General features: G+C 65.3%; 23 protein-coding genes and 2 pseudogenes. 12 read left to right on the forward strand and 13 right to left on the reverse strand.

What is annotated here, in order from left to right:
- Positions 1-70: 70 nt before the first annotated feature.
- The 5 genes and pseudogenes from sat to FPZ47_RS06865 form a co-directional block, all read right to left on the reverse strand.
- A pseudogene (gene sat, locus FPZ47_RS06845) lies at positions 71-1,111 on the reverse strand (sulfate adenylyltransferase); the annotation flags it as partial.
- Between the two features lie 168 nt (positions 1,112-1,279).
- Positions 1,280-1,702, reverse strand: a complete 423-nt coding sequence (locus FPZ47_RS06850; protein ID WP_144950120.1) for a PE family protein — start codon at positions 1,700-1,702, stop codon at positions 1,280-1,282.
- A 94-nt stretch (positions 1,703-1,796) separates the two neighbouring features.
- Positions 1,797-2,726 (reverse strand): sulfotransferase domain-containing protein, encoded by a 930-nt coding sequence (locus tag FPZ47_RS06855; RefSeq protein WP_144950118.1) that lies wholly within the window; start codon positions 2,724-2,726, stop codon positions 1,797-1,799.
- 71 nt (positions 2,727-2,797) lie between these two features.
- On the reverse strand, positions 2,798-3,469 hold the full coding sequence (gene cysC / locus FPZ47_RS06860) for an adenylyl-sulfate kinase (RefSeq protein WP_144950116.1): 672 nt from the start codon (positions 3,467-3,469) through the stop codon (positions 2,798-2,800).
- A gap of 21 nt (positions 3,470-3,490) precedes the next feature.
- Complete coding sequence (locus tag FPZ47_RS06865) at positions 3,491-3,670, reverse strand: hypothetical protein (RefSeq protein WP_144950114.1); 180 nt, start codon at positions 3,668-3,670, stop codon at positions 3,491-3,493.
- Between the two features lie 98 nt (positions 3,671-3,768).
- Here FPZ47_RS06865 and FPZ47_RS06870 point away from each other — a divergent pair, with 98 nt between their 5' ends.
- The gene (locus FPZ47_RS06870; protein ID WP_144950112.1) at positions 3,769-4,029 is read left to right on the forward strand and encodes a hypothetical protein; all 261 of its coding nucleotides are present in this window, start codon (positions 3,769-3,771) and stop codon (positions 4,027-4,029) included.
- Between the two features lie 1,089 nt (positions 4,030-5,118).
- Here FPZ47_RS06870 and FPZ47_RS30590 read toward each other — a convergent pair.
- From FPZ47_RS30590 to FPZ47_RS06885, 4 genes and pseudogenes are all read right to left on the reverse strand, one after another.
- A pseudogene (locus FPZ47_RS30590) lies at positions 5,119-5,247 on the reverse strand (FHA domain-containing protein); the annotation flags it as partial.
- A 73-nt stretch (positions 5,248-5,320) separates the two neighbouring features.
- Positions 5,321-5,779, reverse strand: coding sequence for a universal stress protein (locus FPZ47_RS06875; RefSeq protein ID WP_210419850.1), 459 nt, complete (start codon positions 5,777-5,779; stop codon positions 5,321-5,323).
- A 681-nt stretch (positions 5,780-6,460) separates the two neighbouring features.
- Positions 6,461-6,853, reverse strand: a complete 393-nt coding sequence (locus FPZ47_RS06880; protein ID WP_144950109.1) for a PE family protein — start codon at positions 6,851-6,853, stop codon at positions 6,461-6,463.
- A 32-nt stretch (positions 6,854-6,885) separates the two neighbouring features.
- Complete coding sequence (locus FPZ47_RS06885; RefSeq protein ID WP_144950107.1) at positions 6,886-7,233, reverse strand: sulfotransferase domain-containing protein; 348 nt, start codon at positions 7,231-7,233, stop codon at positions 6,886-6,888.
- Between the two features lie 82 nt (positions 7,234-7,315).
- Here FPZ47_RS06885 and tnpC point away from each other — a divergent pair, with 82 nt between their 5' ends.
- A complete protein-coding gene (gene tnpC, locus FPZ47_RS06890) occupies positions 7,316-8,734 on the forward strand; it encodes an IS66 family transposase (protein ID WP_144950105.1) in 1,419 nt (472 codons plus the stop codon).
- On the opposite strand, the gene FPZ47_RS06895 is transcribed toward tnpC, so the two are convergent.
- Both FPZ47_RS06895 and FPZ47_RS06900 read right to left on the reverse strand, forming a co-directional pair.
- Positions 8,678-9,391 (reverse strand): sulfotransferase domain-containing protein, encoded by a 714-nt coding sequence (locus FPZ47_RS06895; RefSeq protein ID WP_246133326.1) that lies wholly within the window; start codon positions 9,389-9,391, stop codon positions 8,678-8,680. The two genes, tnpC and FPZ47_RS06895, sit on opposite strands and share 57 nt — an antisense overlap.
- Before the next feature lie 250 nt (positions 9,392-9,641).
- The gene (locus FPZ47_RS06900; protein ID WP_144950103.1) at positions 9,642-11,105 is read right to left on the reverse strand and encodes an MFS transporter; all 1,464 of its coding nucleotides are present in this window, start codon (positions 11,103-11,105) and stop codon (positions 9,642-9,644) included.
- A gap of 1,743 nt (positions 11,106-12,848) precedes the next feature.
- Here FPZ47_RS06900 and FPZ47_RS06905 point away from each other — a divergent pair.
- The 10 genes from FPZ47_RS06905 (at position 12,849) to FPZ47_RS06950 (ending at position 24,059) form a co-directional block, all read left to right on the forward strand.
- Positions 12,849-14,279 carry an MFS transporter gene (locus FPZ47_RS06905; protein ID WP_144950101.1) on the forward strand — a complete coding sequence of 477 codons (1,431 nt, stop codon included), beginning with the start codon at positions 12,849-12,851 and terminating at the stop codon, positions 14,277-14,279.
- A 61-nt stretch (positions 14,280-14,340) separates the two neighbouring features.
- Positions 14,341-15,129 carry a 3'(2'),5'-bisphosphate nucleotidase CysQ gene (gene cysQ / locus FPZ47_RS06910; protein WP_144950099.1) on the forward strand — a complete coding sequence of 263 codons (789 nt, stop codon included), beginning with the start codon at positions 14,341-14,343 and terminating at the stop codon, positions 15,127-15,129.
- A gap of 54 nt (positions 15,130-15,183) precedes the next feature.
- The gene (cysC, locus tag FPZ47_RS06915; protein WP_144950097.1) at positions 15,184-15,840 is read left to right on the forward strand and encodes an adenylyl-sulfate kinase; all 657 of its coding nucleotides are present in this window, start codon (positions 15,184-15,186) and stop codon (positions 15,838-15,840) included.
- 92 nt (positions 15,841-15,932) lie between these two features.
- Positions 15,933-16,862: a sulfotransferase domain-containing protein gene (locus FPZ47_RS06920; protein WP_144950095.1), complete on the forward strand. Its 930-nt coding sequence runs from the start codon at positions 15,933-15,935 to the stop codon at positions 16,860-16,862.
- Positions 16,863-16,964: 102 nt separating this feature from the next.
- Complete coding sequence (locus FPZ47_RS06925) at positions 16,965-17,522, forward strand: histidine phosphatase family protein (RefSeq protein ID WP_144950093.1); 558 nt, start codon at positions 16,965-16,967, stop codon at positions 17,520-17,522.
- Between the two features lie 138 nt (positions 17,523-17,660).
- Positions 17,661-19,604, forward strand: a complete 1,944-nt coding sequence (uvrC, locus tag FPZ47_RS06930) for an excinuclease ABC subunit UvrC (protein WP_144950091.1) — start codon at positions 17,661-17,663, stop codon at positions 19,602-19,604.
- Positions 19,601-20,533, forward strand: a complete 933-nt coding sequence (gene rapZ / locus FPZ47_RS06935; RefSeq protein WP_246133325.1) for an RNase adapter RapZ — start codon at positions 19,601-19,603, stop codon at positions 20,531-20,533. Before uvrC ends, rapZ begins: the two co-directional genes overlap by 4 nt.
- Positions 20,530-21,618 carry a uridine diphosphate-N-acetylglucosamine-binding protein YvcK gene (gene yvcK, locus FPZ47_RS06940; protein ID WP_144950089.1) on the forward strand — a complete coding sequence of 363 codons (1,089 nt, stop codon included), beginning with the start codon at positions 20,530-20,532 and terminating at the stop codon, positions 21,616-21,618. Before rapZ ends, yvcK begins: the two co-directional genes overlap by 4 nt.
- Positions 21,615-22,592 carry a DNA-binding protein WhiA gene (gene whiA, locus FPZ47_RS06945; RefSeq protein WP_144950087.1) on the forward strand — a complete coding sequence of 326 codons (978 nt, stop codon included), beginning with the start codon at positions 21,615-21,617 and terminating at the stop codon, positions 22,590-22,592. Before yvcK ends, whiA begins: the two co-directional genes overlap by 4 nt.
- Before the next feature lie 75 nt (positions 22,593-22,667).
- Positions 22,668-24,059, forward strand: a complete 1,392-nt coding sequence (locus tag FPZ47_RS06950) for a WS/DGAT/MGAT family O-acyltransferase (protein WP_144950085.1) — start codon at positions 22,668-22,670, stop codon at positions 24,057-24,059.
- 33 nt (positions 24,060-24,092) lie between these two features.
- Here the strand turns inward: FPZ47_RS06950 and FPZ47_RS06955 are convergent, their stop codons facing one another.
- The gene (locus tag FPZ47_RS06955; RefSeq protein WP_210419851.1) at positions 24,093-24,980 is read right to left on the reverse strand and encodes a sulfite exporter TauE/SafE family protein; all 888 of its coding nucleotides are present in this window, start codon (positions 24,978-24,980) and stop codon (positions 24,093-24,095) included.
- 33 nt (positions 24,981-25,013) lie between these two features.
- Positions 25,014-25,274, reverse strand: coding sequence for a DUF2892 domain-containing protein (locus FPZ47_RS06960; protein WP_144950083.1), 261 nt, complete (start codon positions 25,272-25,274; stop codon positions 25,014-25,016).
- Between the last annotated feature and the right edge of the window lie 189 nt (positions 25,275-25,463).

Genomic DNA, 25,463 nt, shown 5'->3' on the forward strand with positions numbered 1-25,463 from the left:
CATGCTCGTCTGCGGGCCGGTCACCCTCGAGCTCCCATACCACACATGAGGTCATCCACATTCATGGCAATAGAGCCGAACTTTGGATGTCTCCGCACTCGGGGCTGTACCAGTTCTCGCGCAGGAAGACCGGCTTCAGCGAGAGTTTGTCCCGGTACTTCGTCAGGAGGTTCTGCGCGTCATAGGGACCGTAGAAATCGCCGACGCCCGCGTGATCGCGGCCGAACATGTGGTGGGAACATCCCAGATTCGTTCTCAGGATGGCGTGAAAAATCGCTTCGCGCGGGCCGGCGTACCGCATGTCCCACAGCGTGAAGGACACCATGTGCACGTCCTCGCGGAAATATCCGCTCGTGCGCAGCGCATTCTGCGCCAGCAGGATCGCCTCGTCGACATAGTCCCCGACCCGCTTTTGCCCCATGATCGCGTTGACCAGAACGCCGGTCTTCAACGTGTCGACGGGGAGGTCCTCATTGGCGGCGAACCACGCCTGTTTCATCAGCGCTTCGTGGCCGGTATGGGGCACATTGCGGGTCTGGTGCGCCACCATGTGCTGCCATCCGTTTCGCTGCGCGGCCTGACGGTGGCCCTTGGGAGTCAACCAGAAAAGCTTGAACGGCTCGTTGAACACCGGCTCGTTGATCAGTGTGATGTCACCGCCGAGGAACCTGTCCTGATATGCCAACATCTTTTTGACACCAGGATGCCGCGAATCGGTAGTACCGTATGTCTTTTGGGCCATCTCCTCGCGGTCATACTCATAGATCTCGGCGACCTCGAGGATAGCCATCGGCGCGTCCATATATTCCAGGACCACGGCGATGCCCTCGCTGATGTCGAATCTGTCGATGTCCTCGCTGGAGATGTCGAACACGATCGGAATGCTCCACAACGTGCCATCGGGCAGCGCCATGTCGTTCAAAGTGCCGTCCACCTCGCTGCGACGCATGAAACCGGTCAGCGGGGTGAAGAATCCGTACGACAGGCTTATCACCTCGTGAGCAAGCGCTTTCGGGATCGGAACGCGCCGCAGCCCCCTGATCCGGGCAGCCGCGTCCGCTGTTGATACGCGATCAACGATCGGTTTGCCGTTGTGGCCAACAAAATCCATCAAAAATCACCTTTTCTCGATAACCTACTGAGACAACCGTACTGACATAGCTGTGCGTCGTGCGTTGATCCGACGAGCCCGCCGGCCTGCTCGGACAACTGCCGCAGGAGCGTGGCACGATGCTTATGCACACGATGCTTATGCACACGATGCTTATGCACACGATGCTTATGCATTGGTGCGCTCCCCGCCCGAATCGGCTTCCTCCCCCGGATTTCCGAGATTGGCAAAGCGTTGTAGTAAGGCCTGTTGCTGCGCCGCGAATTGTTTGCTCACGGCTTCGAGCATCTCGGCGTGTGTACCGAAACGAGCCGCGGTCTGGATTGAGATCACGTCTCCGGCAGCGGGATCGACTCGTGTCGGAGCGGCCACGGCACCAAGTGCCTGCCCATAGTTTTCCAGCTGCAGAGCAGTCAGCGTAGCCATGAGATCATCCAGGGAGCGCTCCGTCCCTTGGCCGCCATGGCCGGGGTTTGGCGGGCTTTCGGGCGCATCCGGCCCCGACGTGTTCGCGCCGGCGGCGGATTTTCCGGCATCAGGCTGCGACGACACGCGCGTTCCCCGTTCGAGCACGAGTTGATGTTGCTGCAAATGCGGACACCTTGCTTCGGGTATGACTCCGCTCGGCTTCGCCCGCGTCGAGCATGCCCGCGTGACCGAGCGTGATTGCGTTGAGGGTGCGCACTTATTGGCCTCCCGCGCCGTTTTCCAGCCACCGGGCGCATTCGTCGCCGAGTTTGTCGAGGGCTTTGCGGTCGAAGCGCTCGATCTGCTCGTCGCTCAACTCGGTGCGGAAGTCGCGCTTGGGCCCCTTGTCGAAGAAGGCCTTGGCACTGGACATGTGCTCCCCACCAAAGGGCGCCATCTTCTCCGCCCGCCCGCTCATGTACTCAAACGAGCAGTGCTCGACGATGGCGTCCATACGCAACGACCCGGGATCGATGGACAAGAACTCCGCGATCCGCGCAACCTCACCCGCCAGATCGTGCTTGAGGTTCCGGTAATGCACCAACACGATGTTCGGCTCATCCTTGAGCCGCCACCACGACGCCATGACATCGAGCAGGTCACAGCACTGGTACCCGTCGGTGTCCAGCCACACATCGAAGAACTCCCGCATGTCCGGCGGGATCACCAGCGGAGTCGAATCACCGGACCACTCGGCGTGAATGCGGTTGATCTGCTCCATGGTCGCCGGGGAGAAGTTGTGCAGATAGTTGTGGAAACTGACGCCCAGGTCCTTGCCGTTGCGCCCGACGAACACGTAGTGGGCTTCCGGCGCGATCGGCAGGGCATCGGCGGGTACATGCGACTTCATGACCCGGCGCGTGCCGGCCTCCCGCTGCTCCTTGAGCGTCTTGAGCATTCCGGCGTGATCGCCCCAGCTGGAGTCCAGCCACGGGGAGGTGTCCGAGAGCCCGGCGTCGTGCTCCTCACCGTTGCTCAAAATCTGCTGCAGAATCCGCTGGGTCCACGTGGTGCCGGCCTTGAACGGGTCGGCAACCACAATGTCCCGGTCGACAAAGCCCCCCTGGTCAAGAAAGTCCTGCCACACCCGGGAATCCGACAGGTAGTCCCTCAGCACCCGGGTGGGCGCGATCAGCTGCTTGCTCACGATAATCCGCCTTTCTGTTGGACCTCGAGGAGTGAAATCCGGGATGCTTTGCTCATTGCGGCACCCCCTTCCTAGTGGCTTCCACTTCGCGTCAGCACCGGAATGACACCGACCTTTTCGAGGTGAGCGATGACCTCATCGGCCAACGTGTCGGCTGACTTGGCGCCGCCGTCGAGGCGGAGTTCGGGATTCGCGGGGGCCTCGTAGGGATCGTCGATGCCCGTGAATCCCTTGATCTCTCCCGCCCGGACCTTTTTGTAGAGTCCCTTCGGGTCGCGCTGTTCGCAGATCTCTAGCGGCGTGTCGACGAATATTTCGATGAAATCGCCCTCATTGAGGGTGGCCCGTACCCGGTCGCGATCGCGCCGGTAGGGGCTGATGAATGCGGTCAACGTGATGATGCCCGCGTCGCAGAACAAGTTCGCGACCGCCCCGATGCGCCGGATATTCTCTTCGCGGTCCTCCGCGGAGAACCCCAGCCCGAAACGTTCGGAAAAATGGTCGCCGTGCAGCTTCTTCAATATGTCCGGGCCGGCATTCAGTCCGTAACGGACGTTGTCGCCGTCGAGCAAGTAGCTGCTCATGCGGCGCTGGTACAGTTTGCGATCCACCGTATTGGCCACCGTGCTTTTGCCGCTGGCGCTCAATCCGGTGAACCAGATCACACAGCCCTTGTGGCCATTGAGTTTCTCGCGCTCACTTCGAGAAACGCTCTGGTCGTGCCAAGTGATGTTCGTGCCCACGTCAAATTTCCTTTCTGTCCGTCATACGGCATACCCTGGCCGTCGGGCCTTCACCCAATAGGGCGCCTCGTGCTCGACGGTCACCAGCACGAGAAGGCCGACCAGGTGGATCGTCGCCGATCCGAGGTTGGCCATCCCGCCGGTGAACCCCAGAGCAAAACCCCTGCGCCGCTGCGGATACAAACCGTCGGCCTTCGTCAACGCTGACGAGTGGTTGCCGGCCCCCCCGGCCCGTCGCCGCGCACAACACAAGCGGCCACAGCGGTAAACCGGGATGCGCCAACACGACGATGGCATCCGTGGTCGGCATCGGCAGTACCGAAGACGAGATCGTCATCCATGTCCGGCGGCCAAACCACCAAACCAGTAGACGGCCAAAACAAACGGCATACGGCATGAACAGCACCATCACCGACCACAAAGGCCAAACCGAAGACGCGCCATGCACATTCACGACCGGAGAGAAGAGGTTGCGACGCGTGATCGCGTTGTTACCACGTGCCCACGTGGTGGTGTCTTCTGGATTCCACTCCGATATGCGCGAACGCGCCATGCGGTAGGCATCTTTCGTAGTCGATGTTGGACGGGCGGTCGGTCGTCAATAACCTGACGACAACGGGGCAGGCACGGCCGTTCGTCATTGGGCCGCTGGTCGCGACACTGGGTCGCGGGACGGCAAAACCACTGGCTACCAACCGAAGTGGGCACCGTCGGAGTACGCTTTTGAATGTCGGTCGATGTCGTGAAGTCCGTCCCGGCGATCGACTGCCGGACGGTGCACGCACTCGTTTAGTGAAGAATGTCCACGGCCTGTTCAGAATCCCTTCGTGTCGTCTTCGGCCGGGCGATCGCCCAGCCAAGCACTGAACTCCTACGAAGGGACCGTTGGCCGCCGATGAACGACGAGCGATTGTGGCGAGCCCCACCGCCAAGACGTGTGACCGATATCGGCCGACACATCGTCACAGTCTCGTCCAGGTTAAAATTTCGCTGAACGAATACCTTGACAATACCGATCAGCTGCGGCTCGAGGCAAGGCATTTCGTCTATGCACAGGAAGTTTCCAGGTTCCCGCGGGAAGTCGCGCTCGACCTGGCAGCGCGTGGCTTCCGCTCCCCAGGTGTCGTCGAGGACACCGGCAGCGGGGGAGCAATCAGGCTAGCGCTACGTGTTGGCAGACAAGGGCATCCAGTTCCCGCCACAACAACGAGGTGCTGACTGTGCTCGCCGGAGACCAGCGGATTCGCGTCGCTGATCCAGCCTCGGTTCGACGGTGTACGCGTATCGGTGTCGACCTGAAGTCGTGCCATGGCAGGCGTTTCGGGCTGCAAAAGTGCCGCTGCCGAAGACGTGCCCGAGGCGGCAACGGCGATGGATGGATCCCGTCCACGTGGTCAAGCCGGCCGGCAACGCCCTTGATGAGTGCCGGTGTACCCGTCACCACGCTGAGCGCAGGAGTTCCCAGGCCCCTGCAGGAACTGATCACCCGCGGACGGACACTCGTGAAACGCACCCGCCGACGTCTCCGACCTACTTCGATCGACCCCCTGATCGGCCCTCGGATTTCGCAACCCCACCAACTACCGCGCCGGGTCGTTAGCCGGGTCGTTATTGGAAACCGGCGGATTCAGAGCCCGCCTCCACCCTCATATCAGCGGGTCCGTTAGGCGCATATCCGCCCGAAGATCCCGCCCGACGACGACATCGTGACCGGGGGCGAAAGTAGCCTTGGCCGCGCCGGAGCACACGGTCAATATGGGTCCGGCCTGCACTGTCATCGCGCCTCCGGCGTGAAGGCAAGCGACCCGGGAAAGGGGAGCGCGGCGGCAGGCGCGCGCACGTGACGCGTTGTTACTCAGTGCCCTGCCGCGTGTCCGTCTTCTGGGGGGGTCGGACCACGACGACGGTGCAGGCCGCGTGTTGGACACAGTGTTGGCTGACGGACCCCAACAGCATTGCGGTGAACGTGCCGCGCCCGCGACTGCCCACGACAAGCAACTCGGCTGATCGAGAGGCCTCGACGAGTACCTCGGCAGGCTGCCCCTTCACCACGCTGGTAACGACAGGTACCGAAGGAGGAGTGCCGAGCGACTTGCTGATCACCTGTTCGAGTGTCTTTTGCGCCTCGGCGGCCGCGTCGGCGTCGGAATAGTCGACGTAATAGCCGTACGCGGATGGCGTTTGCCAACTTGTGATGGCGTGCAGTTCGGCGCCAGTGAGTTGGGCCTGTTTGGCCGCCCATCGCAGCGCGCCCTCGCTGCCCGGTGATCCGTCGACGCCAACCACGATGGCTGGGCGGGCTTGGTTCATTGATCGACTCCTTTTCGGTGAAAATATTCCTGATCGCTTGCTCGGCCAATGCGGCCAGAGATGCCTTCGGTACCCGATCGTAGGTGTCTGCCCGCCGCACTCCACCGGCCGGACCGACCTGAGTGCAACGTGCTGCAGCCTTCCATGGTGTTAAAGCAATTGGCCCCGAGATGAATTGAGGCAGCAGCCCCAAGGCCCTACGGCCGTGCCGGCTCTCGAACCCGTGGCGGACAACCGCAGGACCAGGCCCATGATCGCGGCCGCCGGGCCCGCCATCGACGGTGGCGGTACAGATCGCTCGCGCGGCCGCCACCGTCCGGCCGGGGCGCGTTGAGGGGCACTTTCCCGGGATGTCGATTTGCCGGCGCCTCGTCGAGGCGACCGACCGGGCGATGTTCACACCGTCCGGTTGTGGACAGCCCCGGTCGCGCCGTCGACCATGGGCATCGAGGTTTCGTCGGGTGTCGGTGGCGCTGAGGCGGCTGAGGCTGTCCGAGCGGGTTTGCGGCACTGCCGGCTCAGCCCGCGCGGGCCCGGCGAGGGTGAGGTGTGCAGCACTGGATGCGTTCACCCCGCAAAATCGCCTGCTCGTTGAGACGTTTCTGGCCTGGGATGCATCCGGGTGGCGCTGAACGCCGAAAGTAAGGATCGGAAATACACGGCCTTGTTCCCTAAGGTTCCCTAAGTCGTCGGGCCGGTGTCGCCGGGACCATCGGCAGTGCCAGAATTGGCAATTTCTGCAAGGCTTTTGAGCAAGGCTTCGTGCGCTTCGGCGAACCGGGTGCTGATCGCCTCCAGCATCTGTGCGTGGGCGCCGAACCGTGCTGCGGTCAGTGCCGATACGTGGTCTCCGGCTGGCGGTGTCACGACTTTCGGAGCGTGAAGCGCCCGGACGGTCTGCGCGTAGGTGTCCAATTGTATTGCGGCCAAGCGCGACAACACCTGGTCTGCGGTCGGGGATTGCTGGATGGGTGGGGACTTCTCGCCGGCTTCCTGGGTGCAGTCGGTCGAGGTGATGTTCGCCGGGTCACCCGGCGCAGCCCCCGGCGTTCCGGTTTGTGGCGTTTGTGACATCTGCACTCCTAACCTCGGTAGCGCTTTTGAGTTCAACCATTTCGGCCTGCTTCCAACCACTGCGCACACTCGCTGCCCAGCTTCTGCACCGCAATGCGATCGAAACGTTCGATGAGTGGCGGGGGCAATTCGGCGCCAAAGGGCCGCCTGGCGTGGTCGCCAGGAATACGGTTAGTGCTGGATATGCGTTCGGCACCGACCACGGCCGTCTTCTCGACGCGGCCACTCACGCGTCCGAACGAGCAATTTTGAACAATGGTGTTCATCCGTGTCGACTCGAGGTCGACAGAAAGAAAATCCGCCACGCGCTTGATTTGTCCGGGCAAATCTTCCGTGAGGTTCTGGTAGTGGATCAGGAGTACGTTGGGCGTGGTAACCATTCAGCCTGTTGCCTGTGATACTGGTGTGATGTTTGGCGGCGTGGCGGCTTGATCGTGGTCGTGTGGGGCTGATGATGCTGGTGTGGTTGATGTTGAGCAGCTGTCTCGCCGGGAGCTGCTGGCTGTGGTGGTGGCGCAGGCCGAGCTGATCGAACAGCAGACCGCGCGTATTGAAGAGCTGAGCGAGCGGGTCGCTGAGCTGGAGCGGCGGCTGGGGCAGAACTCGCGTAATTCGTCGCTGCCGCCGTCGTCGGACCGGTTCACCGCCCCGAAGCCGCAGCGGCGCACGCGTTCCGGGCGCAAGCCGGGTAAGCAGCCGGGCACGCTGGGGACGACTCTGGAGTTGGTGGGCGACCCCGACGAGGTGATCGACCATGTGCCCGCCACCTGCGGCGGGTGCGGGGCCGGTCTGGTCGGCGCGGCGCCGGCCGGGGTGATCGCCCGCCAGGTGCACGATGTTGTGTTGCCGGCGGTGCGGGTCGTCGAGCACCGTCTGCACAAGCGGGCCTGCCGGTGCGGGACGCTGACCACAGCCGACGCGCCCGCCGGAGTAGACGGCCCGGCCTGTTATGGGCCCAACCTGCGCGCAACGGTGTATCTGGTGGTGTTTCAGCACGTTCCGGTCCAACGGGCCGCCCTGTTGATCGCCGATCTGTGCGGTGCGGAGGTGTCCACCGGCTGGGTGTCGGCCCAGGTCGCCCGCACCGCCGAGGCGCTGGTCGACGTCGAGAAGCTGATCACGACTTTGATCACTCTGGCCGCGGTGATCGGTGTCGACGAAACCACGGTCAATGTCAGCGGCGACAAGCAGTGGCTGCACGTGGCCCGCACCGATCTGCTCACCGCGTATCACCTGCACCCCAGCCGGGGCAGGGTGGCCGTCGACGAATTCGGCGTACTGCCCACCTATCCCGGCACCGTGGTGCATGACGCGCTGGCGGTCTACGATGCCTACCCGGCCACTCATGCGCTGTGCGGCGCCCACCTCATCCGCGAGTTGACCGCCGTCGCCGAAGCCCACCCCGACGCCGAATGGCCCGTCCAAGCGCGTAGCGCGCTGGCTGGCCTGGCCGCACTCGCTGACCAGGCCAAAGATCGCGGACTTCACCGGATTCCACCCAGCGCGGCCGCCGAACCGTTGCAGCTGTTGCGCGACGCGGTACGCGTCGGGCTGGCCGAGCACCCGCGCGCGCCCGGTCGCAAGCAGTCCAAGGCCCGCAACCTGCTGCAACGCCTGCGCGACCGCGAACCTGAAATCCTGCGCTTTGCCACCGATCTGGCGGTGCCGTTCACCAACAACGGCAGCGAACGCGACCTGCGGCCAGTCAAAACCCAGTTGAAGATCTCGGGCTGTCACCGCGCCACCACCGGCGCCACCGCGTGGCTGCGCATCCGCGGATACATCTCCACCGTCCGAAAACACGGTGACGATGTCCTCACCGCATTACGCGACGCGATCAACGGAAATCCCTGGCAGCCACCACAACCCGCTCCGACCTGAATAGTTACTGGGCGTGTCCTTCAGCTTCCACCATGAGGACATGATGTCGAAAATGTCGCAGCACCCGTACCCGTTGGTGTCCAGCCATAGGCCGAAGAACTGCTGTGCATAGTGAGGAATAACCAAGGGGGTGGGGTGGGCGGACCAGGTGGCATAGATCCTATTGATGTCTTCGATTGTCGATGCGGAAAATTTGGAGAGGTAGTCATGAAAACTGACTCCCACGTCTTTGCCGTTACGGCCCACGAAGATGTAGCGGGTTTCGGCTGCGATCGGAAGCGCGTCGGCGGGCAGGTGCGATTTGATGATGCGTTGGTAACCCGCGGTGCGGCGCTGTCGAAGAACACTGAGCATCCGCGCGTGGTTGCCCCAGCTTGAGTCGAGCCACGGCGTCGTTTCGAAGAGCCTGTCATCTTTTTTCCGTGCGTCGCTGAGTATCTGCTGCACGATCCGTTGGATCCACATGGAACCCGCCTTGAATGGGCCGGCGACCACGATGTCGCCTTCAACAAAACCGCCCTGGCCGAGGAAATCGTTCCAGACCGGCGAATAATTGAGGTAATCTCGCACAATTTTAGTGGGAGCAACAAGATCCGGCATCATCGTTGCTCCGCTTTGGTTTCGTAACGCTGCGGGCTCGAAATTATCGACAACCACGTGCAAGATCGCAGAAAACCTCCCGCACAATCAGCTCGAAAAGGTTTGATGGTTGACGCTCCTGGATCCTCGTCATTTCTGGTATCGCGCCGATTGCTCCGATATGTGTCTTTCACGCCGGCCGATTGTTTCGCTCATGACGATTTTAAGTGTGTGTTCGTGGGCTCCCTTCTCATGGCGAATCTGGTGATGGCTACGTGTGCTTACGGGGTCGAATTATGGTTGTCGATGACAATTGGTAGGGCGTAAGTCAGCCGTAAGTCAATGTTGCGCCGCCTCGTCGAACGCCGGTGCAGCCCTGCTCAATGCCGCCGGCGCGCGACGCCTTGCCGACATGGGCTTGCGGTACGCGTGGATTCTGCGGTCGCACATACCGCACCCACGCCACGGCGGCGGCGATGACGTAGCAGAGCACGAAGAACCACAACGCGGGTGTTGCCGTGCCGGTGCTCGCATACGATTGCCTCAGGGTCACGTTGATTCCCATGCCGCCGAGTGCGCCGAAGGCACCGGCGAACCCGATCAACGATGACGACCTCACCCGCGCCCAGTTGTGCCGGTCCTCCTCGTCGAGGCCCAGTTTTCGGCTCCGCGCCTCGAACACCGCCGGGATGAGCTGGTAGACCGGCCCTTTGCCCGCACCGCAGAAGATGAACAGCGCGATAAAGCTGACGGCATAGCCGATCATCGTCGGCCCGGTCGCGGCACTGCGCCCACCGGTGAGATCGGCGTGGGTGCTGATTGCCACCAAAGCGCCGCCAGCGCCGATCGCGCCGACAAATACGCTGAACGCAACGCGGCCGCCACCATAACGGTCGCTCAGCCGCCCCCCGGCGATGCGCGCGACCGAACCCAACAACGGACCGATGAAAGCGATCTGGGCGGCATGCAACGACGCCTGCGCGTGACTTTGGCCGCCCGCGACAAAGTTGTGCTCCAGCACCTGGCCGAACGCGAATGCGAAGCCCAGAAACGAGCCCGAAGCGCAGAGGTAGAGAAATGAGAGTAACCACGTGTCGGGGACCGGCAGAATTGCGCGCAAGTTCGCCGGGGATATGCCGGCGCGATGTGCGACAACATCATCCATGAAGATGGCCGCACCGACGCCGGCGATGGCCAGCAACACCAGGTATATCGCGCAGATCCAGTACGGCGCGCGGTGGCCGGCGACCGCCAGCGCGATCAACCCCAACATCTGGATGGTTGCCGACCCGAGGTTGGCCATCCCGCCGGCCAACCCCAGCGCAAAACCTTTGAGCCGCTGCGGATATAAGCCGTCGGCTTTCGCCAGCGACGCCGAGTAGTTACCGCCGCCCAAGCCGGTGAACGCGGCGCATACAAGATATGGCCACAACGGCAGACCGGGATGGGCCAACAGCACGACGGCCCCGCCGGTGGGAACCAGCAGTATCAGTGAGGAGAACGTCGTCCAGGTGCGCCCGCCAAACCAATTGGCAGCCATCGAATACGGGATGCGCGCCAGCGCCCCGACCAGTGATGCGACGGCGTCGATCGTCAGCTTGTCGGCGGTCGAGAACCCGTAGACAGACTGCGGCATCAACAGCACCATCACCGACCAGAGGTACCAGACTGAGAACGCGACATGCACGTTCACTGTCAGCCAGAACAGATTGCGGCGTGCTATCGCGTTGTTTCCCGCCGCCCACGCGACAGCGTCGTCCGGGTTCCAATCAGCGATGCGGGTCCTTGGCATGGGTCACATACCTTCCCGCGATGCGCGGGCGTATTGCCCGATTTCTGGGGATGAGCTGCGGCGCAGGGGCCCTCGTGCCATCCGGCGATATTGCGATGACCCGGGTGTGGCGCTCCGCATTGGCGGGCGGCGGCTCCACCAGCACACGGCGCGGACCGCTGCCGAGGACGCGGCGAGGTGCTGGGTCTGCGAAGTCGGTCCGCACGGTGATACGCGGGCGTGCTTGTCGCGCACGACGTCGTGTGCAGGCAAACCCGGGAGGCAGGGATCGCCCTGGGCGCGAATTACCCGGGCAAAAGGCTCCAGGACAAACATCGATGCAAAGTGAAGAGCCACGTGCGTTCCTCCGCGTCAGCCTTTGCCGGACACTCGTCCGACAAAGATTCTGTCTGATTAACGCAGGGACCGTTGGTCATCACTCACGTGATGGACGGACGTGGCGAGCCCCACCGCCAGGGCGAGTTAAGATTCGGTGAACACGCCCTTACTAGTTCCACTATTCTACGAAACGACATTAGGGCTCAAGAGCGCTGTTTGACAAGCCCAACGCTAACGACTTACAGCGAGTTGCCAGGTTACGGTCCCCGGGCGCAGGGGTGCGCCCGGTCGGCGAAAGCGGACCTGCGACGGGACGTTCCGCGGCGCAGCGGTGCCCCCGTTGCGCGGATGACGGCGGCGACGTGATCTATCCGCATGGACCGAAACCTGCTCCGAACCAGCCAGATACGGTTCGCAACCGAGGAAGCCTGCGCCGCAAATGCGTGTCCGCGGCGTGCGGCTTGTGCCCGGGGTCGGCGCGGGGCGGGTGATCGCCCGGCCGGCCCGCGAGCCGGCCTGGCAACCGGAGATTCTGCGCCATCGGATGCGCCGGGCACGGGCACGGGCACGGGCACGGGCGCAACTGCGCCGTGAGGCGACGACCTCGCGGGACAACGGACCGCGCACGCCGACCGGCCGCAACACGCTCCCCCGGAGAGGATGCGGGTCAAGATTCTTGTGGCCGTGTCCGACCCGTTCGTGCAACCCCCGCACAATAAATAGCGGTGCCGCGTCGGCCGCGTCGGTGAGCATCCCGACAGGGCAGGCTGGACATCCCCTGTATATCGCCGAGAATCTCTCGGAGTACCGGCGTGGAGATGCTACGGTCAAGTAATAGGTTCAGAGTGATTTTAAGTGGGCGCGCACGCTTGGCGTCGAAGCTCACGGGCGGTGGGACCCGCCTTAACTGCACGTCTTATCGCGACGGCCAATGGTTCCTGCGAAACAGATTGTGCTCGGCAGCCGTAACCGGAGCCGAGGACGACGCAGAGGAGACTACATGGCCTTTCGACATCTTCTCGCCCGCAGCGTGTTTCGGCACCGGCATGGCCTCGCGCTGTTGCGAAGTTCGAGGAAGAGCCGCGCCGACGCGCGCCCGTGGTACGGAGGAGGGCGTTGTCCGGGTGTCGTGCTGCCGGCGCTGCACGTCAGCCCACGGGGCAGAGCGGCGCCCGGCAGCAAGGGCGCTGAGCCGCTCAGCGCGTCCTCGGGGCGGGTGCTGAAGCCGGGCTAGCTCCTCGGCGCGGGCGGCGCTAACCGCTTGCGGGCAAGCGTAGTTGGCTATTGCCCGATTTGGCTGCGGCGTTCCCGGGTATGCGTGCGACAAGTGAGCCAGAGGTCCGGCGCGGCCGGCACAGGTGTCTGTCGGCGCAGCGCGATGAGCTGTTCGCCCCTCAGGTAGTTCTCAAGAAAGGTGTAATGGCGATGGTGCGTTCGCGCATCTCCGAATGGAACCCCCAGGACGAAGCGGCCTGGGATGCCGGCAACCATGCCATCGCTCGGCGAAATCTGGTCTGGCTCGTCGTCAACGTGCACGTCACATTTTCGGTCTGGTACCTGTGGTCGGTGATGGTGCTGTTTATGCCGGTGTCCGTCTACGGGTTCTCGACCGGAGACAAGCTCCTCATAGCCGCGGCCGCCTCGTTGGTCGGCGCCGTGGTGCGTATCCCTTATTCCATGGCGGCCAATTGGTTCGGGGGGCGCACCTGGACGACGCTTTCGTCGTTTGTGCTCGTGATCCCCACCGCCGGAACTATCTGGTTGCTGGCGCACCCGGGCCTGCCGCTGTGGCCGTACCTCGTGTGCGCGGCCTTGACCGGGTTGGGCGGCGGCAACTACTCGGCGTCGCTGGCCAAGGTCGACGGTCTGTATCCCCAACGGCTCAAGGGTGCGGTGCTCGGCCTGACCGGCGGCATGGCCAATCTGGGGTCGGCGGCCATCCAAGCGGTGGGGCTGGTGGTCCTGGCCGTGGCAGGCCATATGGCGCCCTACTGGGTGTGCGCGATCTATCTCTGCCTGCTGGCCGTCGGCGGTGCCGGTGCGGCACTCTTCATGGACAACTTCGTCGCGCACCGCGCCGGACTGTCGTTGAACAACTTGCGCGCGATTCTTCCGGTGTCCGACACCTGGATCCTGTGTTTCCTCTACTTGTGCGCGTCCGGCTCATTTCTGGGCTTCGCGTTCGCCTTCGGCCAACTGCTGAACCGCGATTTCATCGCGGCTGGGGAGAGTCCGGGGCAGGCATCGCTGCATGCTGCCGAGGTCGCGTTCATCGGGCCTTTGTTGGGGTCCTTGGCGCGCATCGCCGGCGGCAAGCTCAGTGACCGCTTCGGTGGCGGCCGCGTCGCACTGACCGTCTTCATCGGCGCTATCGTGGCCGGCGGTTGCCTGGCTGTCATCAGCACGCACGACGACCTCGCGCACGGTTCCGGTGCGCCCGCGACCGGGCTGACGATGGTCGGTTACATCATTTTTTTCATTGTGCTGTTCATCTTCTGTGGTGCCGGCAAAGGGCCTATTTACCAGCTCATTCCCCTGGTCTTCGAGGCGCGTAGTCGCGGGTTGGGCCTCCCGGAGAGCGATCGCCGAGATTGGGCCCGGGTCCGGTCATCGGCGCTGATCGGGTTTGCGGGCGCATTCGGTGCGCTCGGCGGGATGGGGATCAACGTGGTGCTACGGCAATCCTATGAGCTGGCCGGCACCGCCACCCCGGCCCTGTGGATCTTCACCCTGAGTTATGTCGTCGCGGCGTTCTTGGCGTGGGCGCGCTACGTGCGTCCACGCCTGGGGCTGCTGGGTACCGCCGCGGCGGACGCGGAGCAAGGCGTCGTCGCGCCGGCCGGCCAGGACAGCTGACAGGGGCATTCCCGAGATGCCCCGCGGCTGGTAGCAACGAAAAGAAAGGATCGTCAATCCAATGAGTCAACGAGAAGCCGCCGACTCCGCGATGCCGTCCCTCGACGAGGTGATCGCCATCGCGGTTGAGGCCGGGAAAGTCATCCTCAAGCACCGCCAGCACCCGCACGCGAGAGAAAAAGGCGACCACGGCGACGACACCTCGCCGGTCACAGATGCAGATTTGGCGGCCAATCGGCACATCACCGAACATCTGAAGAAGCTGAATCCGAATATTCCGATCATTTCCGAGGAAATCCGGTCCGTCGATTATGAGACGAGGAAACATTGGCGGCGTTTCTGGGTGGTAGACCCTCTGGATGGCACCAAAGAATTCATCAAAGGCAGCGATGAGTTTACCGTTAATATCGCGCTCGTGGACGAACTGGAGCCCCTGCTGGGTGTGATATACACGCCGGCCAAAGACTTGCTGTACTACGCAGAAAAAGGACACGGGAGCTGGAAACGGGACGGCGAACACGCTCCGGTGCGGATTTATTCAGAGGTCCCGGATCTCGCCAAGGGCCTGGTTGTCGTCGAGAGTGCTTCGCACCCGTCCGCCGAACTGGAAAACTACCTGAAAGACCTCCCCGTCAAGGAGCGGATTTATGCAGGAAGCTCGCTCAAGTTCTGCCTGGTGGCCGAGGGGGCCGCTGACATCTACCCGCGCATGGGCCCGACAATGGAGTGGGATGTGGCGGCCGGTGACTGCATTTATCGCAACTCGGCTCGCCTTGGCCAGCGCAGCACGTCGTTCACCTACAACAAGCCTTCGTTGAAAAACGAGACCTTCGTCATCGGCTTCAAATGAACGCCGCATCAGCCCGCTGGTCGGCTTGGCTGTGCCGAGAAAGGATTCGCTTCAATGGGCAATGACATCACCTGGCACGAGCACAGTGTGAGTCGGGGTGAACGGGAAAAACTGAATGGTCACCGGGGTTGTGTGATCTGGCTCACCGGATTTAGTGCCAGCGGCAAGAGCACAATCGCAAATCTGGTGGACCGCAAGTTGTACGAACGCGCTGCACGAAGCTACATGCTCGACGGAGATAATGTGCGCTACGGACTCAACGCCGGTCCGGATATCCTCGAGAAAATGCACGGCAAAGAATTTTCCGCGCGCTTCGGCCTGGGCTTCTCGGCCGACGACCGCGAGGAGAATATTCGCAGGATCGGCGCCGTTGCGAAACTGTTCTGCGAAGCCGGAATCATCACCTTGACCGCGTTCATCAGCCCGTATCGGCGTGATCGCGACCGCGTCCGCGCGACTCTCGACGGAAACGACTTCATCGAGATTTTCGTCGACACCCCGATCGAGATCTGCGAGCAGCGCGATCCGAAAGGGTTGTACAAGAAGGTTCGGGCCGGCCAGATCAAAGGCTTCACCGGGATCGACGACCCCTACGAGGCCCCACTCAAGCCCGAACTGAGGCTCGACGGCGCCGCCAAGAGTGCCGATGCGCTGGCCGAGGAAGTGGTCGCATATCTCGAAAAGGTGGGCGTCATACCGGCACAGGCATGACGTGAAGTGGTCGGGGTGAGGGCTGTAATGGAAAGCCAGGCGTGTCTCGGCAGAGGCCCCGCAGGCGATGACGACAAGAAAGGCGGACTTCCGTGACAAACGAATTGCTCGCACCGACCAGGGTGCTGCGCGACTATCTGTCCAATTCGACGGTGTGGCAAGACTTTTTGGCTCAGGGGGGCTTTGTCGACCGGGACATTGTGGTTGCCGACCCGTTCAAGGCCGGCACCACCTGGACCCAGCGGATCCTGCAGCAGATTTTGAGCAACGGTGAGGAGCACGACGCCGGGCTCTCGGACACCTCCCCGTGGCTGGACTCCAGCTGGGGCGATCACGCCGGAATGCTCAAGACGCTCAAGGAGCAGCGGGAGGCCGGCACGCGCCGGGTCATGAAGTCGCATGTACCCGCCGATGCCCTGCCGATCGCGCCGGAAGCCCACTACGTGTTCGTCGGGCGCAACGGGAAAGACCTGGGGATCAGTTTCCACAACTATCTGCACAACTTCTCCCCGGCGACCATGGAGCAGATCAACCGCATTCACGCCGAGTGGTCCGGTGACCCGACTCCGCTGGTGATCCCGCCGGACATGCGGGAGTTCTTCGATGTGTGGCTGGACACCGACGGGTACCAGTGCTGTGACCTGTTCGACGTCATGGCGTCGTGGTGGCGGCTCAAGGACGAACCGAACGTCCTGCTGGTGCACTACAACGATCTCAAAAACGATTTGCGGGGCCACGTTTCGCGGATCGCGGAGTTCTTGTCCGTCGACCCCGCGTCGCTGCGCATGGACGCCATCCTCGAGCACTGCTCGTTTGAGTACATGAGCGGGCGGGCCGAGAAGATGGCGCCCTTCGGTGGGGAGCACATGTCCAGCGCCAAGGCCTTCTTCGACAAGGGGCCCAAGCGCGACTTCCGCACCGAGTTGAGCGACGAGCAGATCGAGCGCTTCGACCGCAAAGCCCTCGACAAACTCGGCGACGAATGCGCCCGGTGGCTGGAGGTCGGCAGCGCCCATAAGTGAGCTACTCCACGAATTTTGGCTAATCCAGGCCAAGGGCCCGGCGGCTTCACGATGCCGCCACTACCAACATCTCTTGACGGAGGAGATATGACCGGAGCAAAGATGACGCGCGTTTACCTGGCTCGCCACGGCCGCACTGCTTTCAACGCCGAGGGGCGACTGCGTGGGCTGAGCGATCCGCCGCTGGACGAGGTCGGCCTTGCCGAGGTGGCGCGGCTGGCGCAGGTGCTGGCCGCCAAAGGTCCCACGGCGGTCGTGTGCAGCCCGCTGCAGCGAGCGGTGTCGACGGCTGAGGCGATCGCTGCGGCCGCAGGTGTCCCGGCCAGCGTCGACCTGCGACTGAACGACCGCGACTACGGACCCATGACCGGGCACCCTCGCGCCGAAGTCGAAAAGCAATACGGCAGCGTCGATGCGGCACCGGGAGTCGAGCCGCGTGCGGCGGTGGCCGAGCGCGCCAAGAAGGCGTTCTTCGAACTTGTCGACGAACTTGCCCCCGGCCCGATCGTCCTGGTTTCCCACGACGCGTTCAATCAGGCCTTGCTCGAACAGCTGGATCCCTCCCTTGTTCGAGTTCGCCAGCGGACCGCTTGTTGGAATCAACTCAGCTTGGTTGACGGAACGTGGCGCGTTGATGCCTACGACCAGGTGGCTGAGTGAGGGTCGGTCGAGACGTCCGGTTCGTCGATCCGAGTGGCCCGCCGACCGCACTCGATTGACGGTTGCCGACGCCCGCCCCTGATGCCGCCGGGGCCCTGCCGTGCCGGAAGCCGTCCCGACGGCTACTAGCCTGGACACGTGCCCGATCCCGCCACGTATCGCCCCGCACCGGGGTCCATCCCGGTCGAGCCGGGTGTCTACCGGTTCCGGGACCCGCACGGGCGAGTCATCTACGTCGGCAAGGCCAAGAGCCTGCGGAGCCGGCTGACGTCGTACTTCGCCGACGTCGCCGGCCTGCACCCGCGCACCCGGCAGATGGTGACCACCGCGGCCAAGGTCGAGTGGACGGTGGTCACCACCGAGGTCGAGGCGCTGCAGCTCGAATACAACTGGATCAAGGAGTTCGATCCGCGCTTCAACGTGCGCTACCGGGACGACAAGTCCTACCCGGTGCTTGCGGTCACCCTGGGCGAGGAGTTTCCCCGCCTGATGGTGTATCGCGGCCCGCGCCGCAAAGGGGTGCGCTACTTCGGGCCGTACTCGCATGCCTGGGCCATCCGGGAGACGCTGGACCTGCTCACCCGGGTCTTCCCGGCACGCACCTGCTCGGGTGGGGTGTTCAAGCGGCACAAGCAGATTGACCGGCCGTGCCTGCTCGGCTACATCGACAAGTGCTCGGCGCCGTGTATCGGCAGGGTCAGCGCCGAGCAGCATCGCCGCATCGTGGACGATTTCTGCGACTTCCTGTCCGGCAAGACCGACCGGTTCGCCCGCGAGCTGGAGCAGCAGATGAACGCCGCGGCCGAGCGGCTCGACTTCGAGCGGGCCGCCCGGCTGCGGGACGACCTGTCCGCGCTGAAGCGGGCCATGGAGAAGCAGGCGGTGGTCTTCGGCGACGGTACCGACGCCGACGTCATCGCGTTCGCCGACGACGAACTGGAAGCCGCCGTGCAGGTGTTCCACGTCCGCGGCGGGCGGGTGCGTGGCCAGCGCGGCTGGATCGTCGAAAAGTCCGGCGACCCGGGCGATTCCGGCGAGGAGCAGTTGGTGGAGCAGTTCCTGACGCAGTTCTACGGCGAGCAGGCCGAGCTGGGTGGCGCCGCCGACGAAGCGGTCAACCCGGTTCCCCGTGAGGTGCTGGTGCCGTGCCTGCCGTCCAATGCCGACGAGCTGTCGAGCTGGCTTTCCGGGTTGCGCGGCTCCCGGGTCAGCCTGCGGGTGCCGCGCCGCGGCGACAAAAAGGCGCTGGCCGAAACCGTGCAGCGCAACGCCAAAGAAGCGCTGCAGCAACACAAACTGAAAAGGGCGGGCGACTTCAACGCCAGATCGGCGGCGCTGCAGAACATCCAGGATGCCCTGGGTCTGGCGGACGCGCCGCTGCGCATCGAATGCGTCGACGTCAGCCATGTGCAGGGCACCGACGTGGTGGCCTCGTTGGTGGTGTTCGAGGACGGTTTGCCGCGCAAGTCGGACTACCGCCACTTCGCGGTCCGGGAAGCGGCCGGGCGGGGACGTTCCGACGACGTCGCCTCCATCGCCGAGGTGACCCGCCGCCGGTTCCTGCGCCACCTGAATGACCAGCAGGACCCGAATATGCTGTCCCCGGAAGGCAAATCGCGCCGATTCGCCTATCCGCCCAACCTGTACGTCGTCGACGGCGGCGCGCCGCAGGTCAATGCGGCCAGCGCCGTGCTCGACGAACTGGGTGTCACCGACGTGGCGGTGATCGGCCTGGCCAAGCGGCTCGAGGAGGTGTGGGTGCCCTCGGAGCCGGACCCGATCATCCTGCCGCGCAACAGCGAGGGCCTCTACCTGCTGCAGCGGGTCCGCGACGAGGCGCACCGGTTCGCCATCGCCTACCATCGCAGCAAGCGATCCAAACGAATGACCGCATCCGTGCTGGATTCGGTGCCAGGATTGGGGGAGCACCGCCGCAAGGCGCTGGTAACGCATTTCGGATCCATAGCCCGCCTCAAGGAGGCCACCGTCGACCAGATCACCGCCGTCCCGGGTATCGGCGTGGCCACCGCCACCGCCGTGCTCGAGGCGCTGCGGCCGGCGCAACCGGAGGACTCGGGATGACGGGTCAGGGTGAGCTGGCCCAGAGCCCCCCCGGGCCCCACGACGAGGGATCCGCGGCCGGCATCGACGTCGTCCTGGTGACCGGGTTGTCCGGGGCCGGCCGGGGCACGGCGGCCAAGGTGCTCGAGGACCTCGGCTGGTACGTGGCCGACAACCTGCCGCCGCAGCTGATCACCCGGATGGTGGATCTCGGGCTGGCCGCCGGGTCGAGGATCACCCAGCTGGCGGTCGTGATGGACGTCCGCTCACGCGGATTCACCGGTGACCTGGACTCGGTGCGCACCGAGCTGGCCACCCGCAACATCGCCCCGCGGGTGGTCTTTCTGGAGGCGTCCGACGACACGCTGGTGCGCCGCTACGAGCAGAACCGCCGCAGCCACCCGCTGCAGGGTGATCAGACCCTGGCCGAGGGCATCGCCGCCGAACGCAGGATGCTGGCCCCGGTGCGCGCCGGCGCCGACCTGATCATCGACACGTCGACGCTGTCGGTGCGGGCCCTGCGGGAAAGCATCGAGCGGGCCTTCGGTGGCGTCGCCGCCGCGTCCATCAGCGTCACCGTCGAGTCGTTCGGGTTCAAATACGGGCTGCCCATGGACGCCGACATGGTGATGGACGTGCGGTTCCTGCCCAACCCGCACTGGGTCGACGAGCTGCGTCCCCATACCGGCCAACACCCGGCGGTGCGCGACTACGTGTTGGCCCAGCCCGGCGCGGCCGAGTTCCTCGACGCCTACCATCAGCTGCTGAACCTGGTCGTCGACGGCTACCGCCGGGAGGGCAAGCGCTACATGACGGTCGCGATCGGCTGCACCGGCGGCAAGCATCGCAGCGTCGCGATCGCCGAGGCGCTGATGCAGCTGCTGCGGGGCCCCAACACCGGAGCCCAACTGTCGGTGCGGGTGCTGCACCGGGACCTGGGCCGCGAATGAGCCCGCCAGCCACCCCCCCGGCCAGTCGAAACATCGTCGCGCTGGGCGGTGGGCACGGCCTGTATGCGACGCTGTCCGCGGCCCGCCGGCTGAGCCCGCACGTCACCGCGGTGGTCACCGTCGCCGACGACGGCGGCTCGTCGGGCCGGCTGCGCAGCGAACTGGACATCGTCCCCCCGGGCGACCTGCGAATGGCGTTGGCGGCGCTGGCATCTGACAGCCCGCACGGTCGGCTGTGGGCGACCATCCTGCAGCACCGCTTCGGTGGCAGCGGCGCGCTGGCCGGGCATCCCATCGGCAACCTGATGCTCGCGGGCCTGTCCGAGGTGCTCGGCGACCCGGTCGCGGCCCTCGACGAGCTCGGGCGCATCCTCGGCGTCAAGGGCCGGGTGCTGCCGATGTGCCCGATCGCGCTGCAGATCGAGGCCGACGTCTCCGGCCTGGAGGCCGACCCGCGGATGTTCCGGCTGATCCGCGGCCAGGTGGCGATCGCGACCACCCCGGGCAAGGTGCGGCGGGTCCGGCTGCTGCCCGGCAACCCGCCGGCGACCCGGCAGGCGGTCGACGCGATCATGGCCGCCGACCTGGTGGTGCTCGGCCCCGGGTCGTGGTTCACCAGCGTGATCCCGCATGTGCTGGTGCCGGAACTGGCCGCGGCGCTGCGGGCGACCACCGCCCGCCGCGCGCTGGTGCTCAACCTGGTGGCCGAGCCGGGGGAGACGGCCGGTTTCTCGGTGGAGCGCCACCTGCACGTGCTGGCCCAGCACGCGCCGGATTTCGCCGTGCACGACGTCATCATCGACGCCGATCGGGTCCCCAGTGACCGGGAACGCGACCAGCTGCGCCGGACGGCGACAGTGCTGCAAGCCGAGGTGCACTTCGCTGACGTGTCCAGACCTGGTACACCTTTACATGACCCGGGCAAGCTCGCGGCTGTCCTGGACGGCGTGCGAGTGGGCAACAAGGACTCGTCGGCGCACAGCGCGACAGCCACCGAAGAGATTCGGATCGACGGTGAACGCCCGCAGACCGGGGCGGATGGACCGGCTGGCAACGGACCGAGGGGTGACGACGCGTGGCGATGACGACCGAAGTCAAGGACGAGTTGAGCCGCCTGGTCGTGCAGTCGGTCAGCGCCCGCCGCGCCGAGGTCACGTCCCTGCTGAGGTTTGCCGGTGGGCTGCACATCGTGGGTGGCCGGGTGATCGTCGAGGCCGAGGTGGACCTGGGCAACATCGCGCGGCGCCTACGCAAGGACATCTTCGACCTGTACGGCTACAACGCGCTCGTGCATGTGTTGTCGGCCACGGGGATTCGCAGGACCACCCGCTACGTGCTGCGGGTGGCCAACGACGGCGAGGCGCTGGCCCGCCAGACCGGCCTGCTCGACAACCGGGGGCGTCCGGTGCGGGGCCTGCCCGCCCAGGTGGTCGGGGGCAGCGTCGCCGACGCCGAAGCGGCGTGGCGCGGGGCGTTCCTGGCGCACGGTTCGCTGACCGAACCGGGACGCTCGTCGGCCCTGGAGGTCAGCTGCCCCGGCCCGGAGGCCGCGCTGGCGCTGGTGGGTGCGGCACGCCGGCTCGGGGTCAGCGCCAAGGCGCGCGAGGTGCGCGGCGCCGACCGCGTGGTGGTGCGCGACGGCGAGGCGATCGGCGCGCTGCTGACCCGGATGGGCGCCCAGGACACCCGGCTGGTCTGGGAGGAGCGCCGGATGCGGCGCGAGGTCCGCGCGACCGCCAACCGGCTCGCCAACTTCGACGACGCCAACCTGCGCCGCTCGGCCCGGGCCGCGGTCGCGGCGGCCGCGCGGGTGGAGCGCGCGCTGGAGATACTCGGCGCCACCGTGCCCGACCATCTGGCCTCGGCCGGCAAGCTGCGGGTGGAGCACCGGCAGGCCTCGCTGGAGGAGCTCGGTCGGCTGGCCGACCCTCCGATGACCAAAGACGCTGTGGCGGGCCGCATTCGGCGCCTGCTGTCGATGGCCGACCGCAAGGCGAAGGTCGACGGCATCCCCGACACGGAGTCGGCGGTGACGCCGGACCTGTTGGAAGACGCCTGATGGGCGACGCCCGGACCCGCACGAATTGCCGAAAATAGCTGTTGAGTCTTCGACGCCGAGGGCTACGGTCGGAGCATGGAACGGCTTTCGAGTGTGGACGCGGCTTTCTGGTCTGCCGAGACCGCGGGCTGGCACATGCACGTCGGTGCGCTGGCGATCTGCGACCCCGGCGACGCGCCCGAGTACAGCTTTGCGCGGCTGCGTCAGCTGATCATCGAGCGTCTGCCCGAGCTGCCACAGTTGCGCTGGCGCGTCACCGGCGCGCCGTTGGGCCTGGACCGGCCGTGGTTCGTCGAGGACGAGGACCTCGACATCGACTTCCACGTCCGCCGCATCGGGGTCCCCGCGCCGGGCGGCCGCCGCGAAGTCGAAGAGCTGGTGGGCCGGCTGATGTCCTACAAGCTGGACCGCTCCCGGCCGCTGTGGGAGCTGTGGGTGATCGAGGGCGTCGAGGGCGGCCGGATCGCGTCGCTGACCAAGATGCACCACGCCATCGTCGACGGCGTCTCGGGTGCCGGGCTCGGCGAAATCCTGTTGGACGTGACGCCCGAACCGCGGCCGCCGCAGCAGCAGACCCTCGGATCGCTGGTGGGAGCCCAGCTTCCGGGCATCGAGCGGCGCGCAGTGGGCGCCCTGATCAACGTCGCCGTCCTGACGCCGTTCCGCATCGCCCGGCTGGTGGAGCAGACGCTGCGTCAGCAGGTCGCCGGCCTCGGTGTCCGTAGCCGGCCGCCGCGCTTCTTCGAGGCGCCGAAAACGCGTTTCAACGCGCCCGTGTCGCCGCACCGGCGGATCACCGGGTGCCGCATCGAGCTGTCGCGGGCCAAGGCCGTCAAGGACGCCTTCGGTGTCAAGCTCAACGACGTCGTGCTGGCGCTGGTGGCCGGCGCCGCCCGGGATTACCTGCAAAAGCGCGGCGAGCTACCGTCCAAGCCGCTGATCGCCCAGATCCCGGTGTCGACCCGCACCGACGCGAGCAGGGATGACGTCGGCAACAAGATCAGCTCGATGACCGTGTCGCTGGCCACCGACGTCGACCACCCCGCCGAGCGGCTGCGCGCCATCCACGACAGCACGCAGAGCGCCAAGCTGATGGCCAAGGCGCTGTCGGCGCATCAGATCATGGGGCTGACCGAGACCACCCCGCCCGGGCTGCTGCAGCTGGCCGCGCGGGCGTACACCGCCAGCGGGCTGTCGCGAAACCTGGCCCCCATCAACCTGGTTGTGTCCAACGTGCCGGGGCCGCCGTGGCCGCTGTACATGGCCGGCGCCAAGCTGGATTCGCTGGTGCCGCTGGGTCCGCCGGTGCTGGACGTCGCCCTGAACATCACCTGTTTCTCCTACACGGACTACCTCGACTTCGGCTTCGTGACCACCCCGGAGGTGGCCAACGACATCGACGAGATGGCCGACGGCATCGACGAGGCGCTGACCGGGCTGGAGAAAGCCGCGGCGCTGGGCTCCTAGCGTTCTCCTGCCCTTGGTTGTCGGGGTATTGGTTCAAATCGTCAGCAGCGACTGGACCGCGGTGTACCCGGCGACAGCGACGAGGAGCCACACGAACCATCGGGTCAATCGGTCCGCCGGCACCCGGCCGGCGATCACATCGCCGAGCAGTACCCCGACCATTCCGGCCACGGTGAACGGGATCGCCACTCGCCAGTCGATCCGTGCGTCGGGGAGGCGGGCCACCAGCCCTTCGGCGGAGCTGATGACGATCACCAGCAGGGAGGTCCCGACCGCGAGCGGCATCTCGTAGCCCAGCGCCAGGACCAGCGCCGGCACGATCACGAAGCCGCCGCCCACCCCGAAGAATCCGGTGAAGAATCCGACGACGCTGCCGGCGACGACCACTCGCCAGGCGGTTCCCGGCTTTGTCCGTTGCGGACCGCCGCCTTCACTGGCGTTCGCATCCGAGCCGGCGTGGTGAGCGCCGGTGGTCGGCTGGTGGCCGTCGGCAGCGGCGGAGGTCAATTGCTTGGTGTGGCAGGGAGTCTCGGTGTGCCGGGCGCGCATGCGCCATGCAGCCAGCAATATCAGCGCGGAAAACGCAAGCATCAGAACGCTGTTGGGGATTGCGCGGCTGAGTAGTGAACCAAGAACCGAGCCGCCGATGCCGACCAATCCGAAAACCAGCCCGGCGACCATCCGCACCCGGCCCGCGCGTAAGTGGCCAACCGTCCCGACCAACGCCGTGGCGCCGACCGCCAACAGCGAGGTCGTCGTCGCCGCGTGGGCCCCCTGGCCCACCCCGTAGACCAGGGCCGGCACCGCCAACATGGATCCACCACCGCCGAGCGCGCCAAGGGAGAGTCCGATCAGAAAGCCCAACGGTCCCGCGGCGACGACGCCGCCGGTGGTCAGCGCCGCCAAGCGCACGATGTTCACCGTGGCGCACCCTGCGTGGCCGGGGCCCTGATATCAGAGCCGGGCAGCAATTCCCCAGCGATGAAGTACGACACGTACCGGGCGTCCGCGCACCATCGCGTCGAGCACCATATCGGCGCGGGAAATTCCGGTGAGCGGCCGCCGGCGGCTCGAACGCTCACGTCCCAGGGCCAGGGTTGTCAGCATCATGGTGTCGGCCATGAGATTGCCGATCCGCTCGATGCTCCGACTCTGTGGCGTGAACATCCCGAACGCGCCGCGATTCTTCGCAACCTGGTGTTGCTGGTCGTGCATTGTTGCCCTCCGCATCGGTTGTCGGGCGGCTTGTTTGATTTGTGTCAGCCGAGTCGGGCTTTGATATCCGCTTCGGCTGCAGGGAGATGGTGGCGTAGGCGAGGAGCCCCACCGGGATGATGGCCGTGATGCTCACCTGGGCCAGGGTCAGCGGCGTCGACGCGCGATTGTGGGTCACCAGCGCCGCGA

It is taken from the genome of Mycobacterium helveticum, assembly GCF_007714205.1.
Taxonomy (GTDB): Bacteria; Actinomycetota; Actinomycetes; order Mycobacteriales; family Mycobacteriaceae; genus Mycobacterium; species Mycobacterium helveticum.